General features: G+C 66.0%; 6 protein-coding genes and 6 pseudogenes. 7 read left to right on the top strand and 5 right to left on the bottom strand.

Annotated features, from left to right (window positions below; translation table 11 throughout):
* Nucleotides 1-186: 186 nt before the first annotated feature.
* Both ACWEKM_RS45365 and ACWEKM_RS45360 read right to left on the bottom strand, forming a co-directional pair.
* Nucleotides 187-363: pseudogene (locus ACWEKM_RS45365) on the bottom strand (helix-turn-helix domain-containing protein); the annotation flags it as partial.
* Between the two features lie 133 nt (nt 364-496).
* Nucleotides 497-931: a transposase gene (locus ACWEKM_RS45360; protein WP_451627162.1), complete on the bottom strand. Its 435-nt coding sequence runs from the start codon at nt 929-931 to the stop codon at nt 497-499.
* Nucleotides 932-1,307: 376 nt separating this feature from the next.
* Here ACWEKM_RS45360 and ACWEKM_RS45355 point away from each other — a divergent pair, with 376 nt between their 5' ends.
* The 6 genes and pseudogenes from ACWEKM_RS45355 to ACWEKM_RS45330 form a co-directional block, all read left to right on the top strand.
* Complete coding sequence (locus ACWEKM_RS45355) at nt 1,308-2,153, top strand: alpha/beta fold hydrolase (RefSeq protein ID WP_451627161.1); 846 nt, start codon at nt 1,308-1,310, stop codon at nt 2,151-2,153.
* Nucleotides 2,154-2,423: 270 nt separating this feature from the next.
* Nucleotides 2,424-2,525: pseudogene (locus ACWEKM_RS45350) on the top strand (IS3 family transposase); the annotation flags it as partial.
* A gap of 140 nt (nt 2,526-2,665) precedes the next feature.
* Nucleotides 2,666-2,926: pseudogene (locus ACWEKM_RS45345) on the top strand (DDE-type integrase/transposase/recombinase); the annotation flags it as partial.
* Entirely contained in the window at nt 2,924-3,160 is a 237-nt protein-coding gene (locus ACWEKM_RS45340) for an IS3 family transposase (RefSeq protein WP_451627164.1), read from the top strand. The pseudogene ACWEKM_RS45345 and the gene ACWEKM_RS45340, both read left to right, overlap by 3 nt.
* A 580-nt stretch (nt 3,161-3,740) precedes the next feature.
* Complete coding sequence (locus ACWEKM_RS45335) at nt 3,741-4,271, top strand: hypothetical protein (RefSeq protein ID WP_451627160.1); 531 nt, start codon at nt 3,741-3,743, stop codon at nt 4,269-4,271.
* Nucleotides 4,272-4,588: 317 nt separating this feature from the next.
* Nucleotides 4,589-4,743 (top strand): annotated as a pseudogene (locus tag ACWEKM_RS45330) (substrate-binding domain-containing protein); the annotation flags it as partial.
* Nucleotides 4,744-4,763: 20 nt separating this feature from the next.
* Here the strand turns inward: ACWEKM_RS45330 and ACWEKM_RS45325 are convergent.
* Nucleotides 4,764-5,339 carry an IS5 family transposase gene (locus tag ACWEKM_RS45325; protein ID WP_451627159.1) on the bottom strand — a complete coding sequence of 192 codons (576 nt, stop codon included), beginning with the start codon at nt 5,337-5,339 and terminating at the stop codon, nt 4,764-4,766.
* Between ACWEKM_RS45325 and ACWEKM_RS45320 the strand changes: the two are divergent.
* A pseudogene (locus ACWEKM_RS45320) lies at nt 5,338-5,418 on the top strand (hypothetical protein); the annotation flags it as partial. The gene ACWEKM_RS45325 and the pseudogene ACWEKM_RS45320 sit on opposite strands and share 2 nt — an antisense overlap.
* On the opposite strand, the gene ACWEKM_RS45315 reads toward ACWEKM_RS45320, so the two are convergent.
* Nucleotides 5,408-5,902: a transposase gene (locus tag ACWEKM_RS45315; RefSeq protein ID WP_451627163.1), complete on the bottom strand. Its 495-nt coding sequence runs from the start codon at nt 5,900-5,902 to the stop codon at nt 5,408-5,410. The pseudogene ACWEKM_RS45320 and the gene ACWEKM_RS45315 overlap by 11 nt on opposite strands.
* Nucleotides 5,903-6,189: 287 nt before the next feature.
* A pseudogene (locus tag ACWEKM_RS45310) lies at nt 6,190-6,357 on the bottom strand (IS701 family transposase); the annotation flags it as partial.

The following is a 6,357-nucleotide window of genomic DNA, read 5'->3' as shown; positions in this document are numbered from 1 at the left end:
GCAGCCGGGCAACCTCCGCACGGACCTTCTCCTCCCGGGCCTCCACCAGACCGAGCACCGACGGCATCAGCCACCTCCACGAACGTGAAGCGAGCCGACGAACGTCCGAACTCTCCCGCCACCAGCAGAAGTTCATGCCCGACCAACGGAAACCCAGAGACCACATTCGAAATGCGGATGGCTTCTCAGGGCCGTGCCCAGCGGGCCGCGGCGGAGCAGCGACACTCCAAGATCGTCCTCAAGGGCACGGATCTGTCGGCTCAGTGCGGGCTGCGTCATGTTCAGTCGCTCGGCGGCACGCACAAAGCTGAGCTCTTCGGCAACCGTCACAAAATAGCGGAGACGCCGGAGGTCGATATCCATGGCGCCATGTTAACCACGCCGCCTTTCCTGTCGAACTGCGAGCCGGAAAAGCCCTCTTGGGCTTTAGCGATGCCCAACCGGCATGACTTCTTCGCGAATCGGCATTGGCGCCACCAGGCATCCATGACCATGATTAAGTGGCATAAAGCGACTCCGATCGACGGAGTATCCTCTGGCCACGCGTCACGACGATGTGGCCACACATGGCGTTGCCATCAAAATGCGCTGCTGAATGAGGGGCCGAAGCAGACTCACCCCGATCATCGAACCGGATCGGCTCGGGAGAGCGCCTCTCGACGGTCGCTGCCTTCCATCGGGATTGTCCGCCTCGACGGGCGACACGGCGAGCACGGCACAGCGACTCGTTCCAGTCCGCCGCCAGCACGTCAGGCTCAAGTCGGAAGCCCAGCTCCTTGGAGAGGTACTCCCGCTGGATGCCGGTGTGCAGCACGTAGAAGATCCCGCACACCACCTCCAGGTCCGGCAGCGGCTTGCGGACCGGGTACCGACAATGCCGCTCACCCTGCAGCAGCAACGGCTCCAAGCGGTTCCACAGGTCATCCGACACGATCAACAGTGATGGCCCCACAGCGGCGCGAGCGCTCAACTCCTGCTCTGAATACGGCAGCCAGCAGCGATACACCCACATCGCATTAGCCGTTGTAAGTGTCAGAAAATCAGCGCTGGATATATCGGCACCTCATGTCTCGCTGAACGCCAGCACAGGTGCTGCACCCATGAAGAGCGGAGGGAGCATCCGCCGGCTCATACCACATCGGCATGAATGGAAGCACGATCGGCATTGGCGAACCGCAGATGCATCCGCCATAGTCGATTTTGCGAAGCACCGCGGACCGCAGCAAATAATAATTTCGCACCCATGCGGACCACGCCGCTTCCCCACATCGCTTCGACTGAAATAACTCCGAGAGGAATAACGCCACATGAATTCCACCGCTCGAATCAAGGCGCTGGCGGCTGCCGGGCTGGTGAGTGCCGCGGTCGTGGCTTCGCTGACTGTCACGAACGCGAGCGCCGTCACGAGCAAGACGAGCGATCACGCCGTCGCCTCGCAGACGGGGCACCGCGTGAAGCCCACGGTAGTCCTGGTCCACGCGGCGTTCGCCGACTCCGCCAGCTGGAACAGCGAGATCGGCTACCTGCGACGGCACAGCTACCCGGTCTACGCGATCGACACCCCGCTGCGCGGTCTGGCCTTCGACAGCGCCTATGTCGAGGCACAGCTCAAGACCATCAAGGGCCCCGTCGTGCTGGTCGGCCACTCCTACGCGGGAGAGGTCGTCAGCCAGGTCGCCGCAAAGACGTCGAAGGTCAAGGCCCTCGTGTACGTGGCAGCTCTCATCCCCAAGGCGGGAGAAACCGCCGGCTCCCTGATCGGACAGTTCCCCGGGTCGCAGCTCATTTCGGAGAACTTCCGAACCGTTCCCCTGCCCGGCGGCGACACCGACGTGTACCTCAAGGCCGACAAGTACGGGACCGTGTACGGAAACGGGCTGTCGAAGTCGGCCCTGGCTGTCGCCTCGGTGACTCAGGAGCCAGTCGCCCTCTCGGCCTTCACCGCCAAGGCCACGGTGAATCCGCCGGCGAAGACACCGAAGTGGGCGGTCATCGCGACCGAGGACCACGCAGTGCCGACGGCCGCACAGAAGTTCCAGGCCAACCGAGTGGGCGCCCACATCATCTACACCCGCTCGGGCCATGATGTCCCGTCGATCAGCCCGGGAGCGGTCGACCGCGCCATCGTCGCCGCAGCCAACTCCGTGCACTGATTGATCCTGCGGCGGGGCGCCCGCTTCGGGGCGCCCCGCCCCCGACATCGCATATCCCCCCGCCGGGCGATGAAAGATTGGCGTCCGGCACCTCGGCCAACGCGAACATATGGGTGACACCGTCCAAGTCCTCGCCGGTCTGCTCTCACACCAGCAGACCGCCGTCCTGCCACGCTGCTGTGCCGCGCGCTGGGCGCCAGCCGCTCGACCTGCTACGCCTGGCTCGCTTCACAGCCTGCCGTCGCCGAACGGCAATGCGACGACGAGGAGTTGGCCGACCGGATCCGCGCGATCCACGTCGGCTCGCGGGGCGCCTACGGCGTTCCGCGCGTGCACGCTGCCCTTCGGCGGGCGGGGCACGTGATCAACCGGAAGAAGGCCGGGCGCATCATGCGCGAGCGCGACATCCGGGGCATCACCCGCCGCAAGCGCCGCTACCTGACCAGGCAGGACACCAAGACCGCCCCGGCACCGGACCTGGTCGGCCGCGACTTCACCGCCGCCGGGCCCGGTACAAAGGGGACATCGCCCATCTGGCGACGGTCGAGGGCTGGTGGTATCTGGCCACCGTCATCGACCTGGCGACACGCGAGGTGGCCGGGTACGCGATGGCCGATCACCATCGCGCCGAACTGGTCACCGATGCTCTGGGCATGGCCGCCAGCCGCGGCGGTCTGAAACCCGGCTGCATCATGCACTGCGACCGCGGCAGCGAGTACACGAGTAGCGAATTCCGCAGCGAGATAAGGAAGTTGGGCCTGAGACAGAGCATGGGAAGAACCGGCATATGCTGCGATAACGCCGCAGCCGAGAGCTTCTTCGGACTGCTGAAAGCGGAGATCGGCACCACCGTCTGGGAGAGCCGCGAGGGCGCCCGCGCCGACGTCTTCCGTTTCATCGAAGTCGAGTACAACCGCACCAGGCTCCGCAAGCACCCCGAGTTCGGGTACCTCACCCCGCTCGAAACCCGAGCCAGGCTGCAGCAAGACTTCACCCCCACAGCGTAAGCATCCGCTGTCCAAGATCAGGGGGAACTTCAGACGGGGCTGGCTGCGCAAGCTGCCCGACGGCCGCTTCACCGCGCGCCTGTGACCGGGAACGCCACGCTGATCGGGGCGTAATGCGGTGTCTTCGACGGCCGTTGCGATTGTGTGACCGATAAGAACGAGCCCGCCGAGGGCGTCTCCCTTGTCTATCAGTGCAAGTTGAACCTGTCCACGCGCACCGTCACCTACCTTGCTGGCCTGCTGCCGGGCGCTTCGCAAGATAGCCAGGCGGGGTGGGGAGGTCGTGTTGATTGTCCCTGCTCTCGTAGCGTGGAGTCCCCTGGTTATAGGGGAAGCTGAGGTTCATGGGGTCCGGGCAACGGGCGTACACACCTGAGTTCGGTGAGGGTGCTGTCCACATTGCGTCTCCTCATTTGCGTGGGCGTACGGACATGTGGACGCGCACGAGGGAACGTGTTCAGGGATGGCCGGGGATAACTGACCTCGCAAGGAGATGTGGGCAGGGAACTTCTGCACCCGGGACCCTCTCACCCGGCGGCGGGGGCATAGTTTGAGATGTCCACGACCCGGAGGGAGCCCGATGAGGCGTACGGAAGCGGCCAGGCAGTTGGGGAGGTTCGTGCGGGAGCACCGTACCGATGGCGCGCGACGCCTGCGGCAGGCGGGTATGTGGCTGATGTCCGGGGCGGTGGGCATGGCCTTCGGGGTGCCGGTGGCGATCGCATCGGTGGGCACCGCGGAGGGGGCCCCGGAGCTGGCGGGACTACTGCTCGGGGTCGGCCTGACGGGGTGGGGCCTGGGGATCTGGCGCCTGGTGCAGGCGTTCCGTACCCGGGAGCAGTGCTTCGACATCCATGAGCGGGGGTTCACCTACCGGGTGGCGGGCACCGCCACCGTGATCCCCTGGGAGGACGTCGGACAGGTGAGCACCGCTGGCGGTGACGGCCGACCGCTCGCCGATGCCCGCGGCATGGGCTCTACGTGCGAGATCTTGCTGCACAGCGGACGCCGGATCCGCGTCGATGCCTTCACCGAGGACGTCCGGGGCTTGGCGGCGGTCGTCCACGGTGCGGTTCACCTCGGGCAGTTTCCCCAGGGCCGGGGACGCTGACCGGTCCTGGCTGACGCCGGTCGGGGCCGGGGCCGTTGGCCGGCACGATCCGGCCTGGGGCCAGGACCCGTGTGCATGCGGGATGTCGCGGCATTGCTGGTGAACACCGGTTAGCGAAATCGGCCTTCACTGCGACTCTTGATGCCTCACCTTCTGTGACAAATCTGTTAATGATCACTGGTTGGGCGCGGCCGACGCGGTGGCGGTGGACCTCGACGTGGTCGTCGGCATCAGGACGGCGCACGGCCGGCGGCTGGTAGGGCAGGATGTAGGGGGCAGAGAAGGTCAGCATGTAGGCGAACGTGCTGCCTTGAAGCCTGCTGGCCCTGGGGGTTCTGCAGGCGGTGTATGCGGCAGGGATGATGGTGCCTGATGACCTGGCCACCGTGGGCTACGACGACATTGAGTTCGCCTCCGCTGCGGCGTCCCCCTCACATCTGTCCGCCAGCCAGCCCTTCACGTCGGCACGCTAGGGTGCGTATTCGGTTGTGATCAAGGGGTGGTCTTGGTGAGGTCCTTGATCCAGATCATCGCACCGCGAAGGTGGAGGCCGACGAGGTAGCTGTCCGGGGTCTTGTCGTACCGGGTGGCGATGCCCCGCCAGGCTTTCAGCTTGTTGATCAGGCGTTCGACAGTGTTCCGTTCCTTGTAGAGGCCGGCGTCGTGGCCCACGGGCCGGCCACCCCTGCTGCCCTTCTTCTTCCGGTTGGTGGCCTGGTCCCTCTTCTCCGGGATGACCGCCTTGATACGACGTCTTCGCAGGTAGGCGCGGTTGCCGCGGGACGAGCAGGCCTTGTCGGCGGCGACCGCGTCGGGCCGGGTGCGGGGACGGCCGACAGGACCACGGATGCGCACTTTCTTCAGCACAGGGATGAACTGCGGGCCGTCGGCGGCCTGCCCCGCGGTCAGCACGAACGCCGGCGGACGGCACCTGCGGTCGGCGGCGAGGTGGACCTTGCCGGTCCGTCCGCCTCGCGAGCGTCCGAGCAGGGCGGGGCTTGACCCCGGATCTTGGACACCCGAGACACTTGGACCTTGAGTCCAGGAGAACGGATGTCCCGTGGTCATGAAGCACTATCCGTCGGAGTTCAAGGCGGACGCGGTCGCGTTGTACGAGTCCCGGCCGGAAGCGACGATCAGGTCGGTCGCCGCTGATCTGGGAGTGAACCCGGAGAGGTTGCGGAACTGGGTCCGAGCGGCTGGAGCGAGCCGGCCACGGGGACGCCGGGCGGAGAACCCCGCCGAGCCACCCACCTTTGCCGGGCCTTCTCCTCGTCGGCAGCGGCCTTCTCCAAGGCGGTCAACGTATCGGCTTCGAGATGCATCCCGGCAGCGTCGTGGTGAGCCCGGGCGGTGGTGGAGTCCACGCTGACCAGCGACAAGTCCACCTCCCCAGGCTTCTCGGCCTCCGCGATCAGGCCCTCCGGCAAGGCTTCGAAGACGCCGGAGTCTCTCCACTGCCGGAAGCGGTTGTGGACGGTCGCCCACGCGCCGAACTCTCCAGGCATCTCCCGCCACTGCCCGCCCGTCCTGAACCGCCGGATCACGCCCTCGAACTGCCGGCGCAGCCGCACCGGGTACGGGCCGTACTCGCCGATCGGCAGGTACGGCTCGATGAACGCCCACTCCACGTCGGTCAGTTGCACTCGCGTCACATGTCACGGTGTACCGGATCAGACCTCACCACGAGGGTGAATCCCGCAGATGATCACAACCGAATACGCGCCCTAGTACTGCAATCACAGTTATGGAGTGTGGCCTCGGCGTTTGTAGTGGCTGAGGCGTGCTCTGGTCTGACTGAGGCGTCGCCACCATGACCAGCGCAGATGGTGCTGCGAGGTGAGGCGGCGGGGCAGGAGGAGCAGGCCGATGAGGCGGCGGATCTCCGCGACGGACAGGGGTATCAGGGCGGTTTGTCCTAATCGGCAGCCCCCTTTTTCAACTCCTGGGCGCGGATCGCGGTCAGTGCGGCGAGTACGGCCATGGCCAGGGTGATGTGCCGGTACCAGGCGTCGTAGCGTCGGACCTGGTAATGGTCCAGGCCGCACTCGTTCTTCGCGACCTGGAACGATTCCTCGATGGCCCA

It is taken from the genome of Streptomyces sp. NPDC004752 (assembly GCF_053601275.1).
Note: the sequence above shows the minus strand (reverse complement) of the source record. Positions and strands in the feature narration are given on the sequence as shown.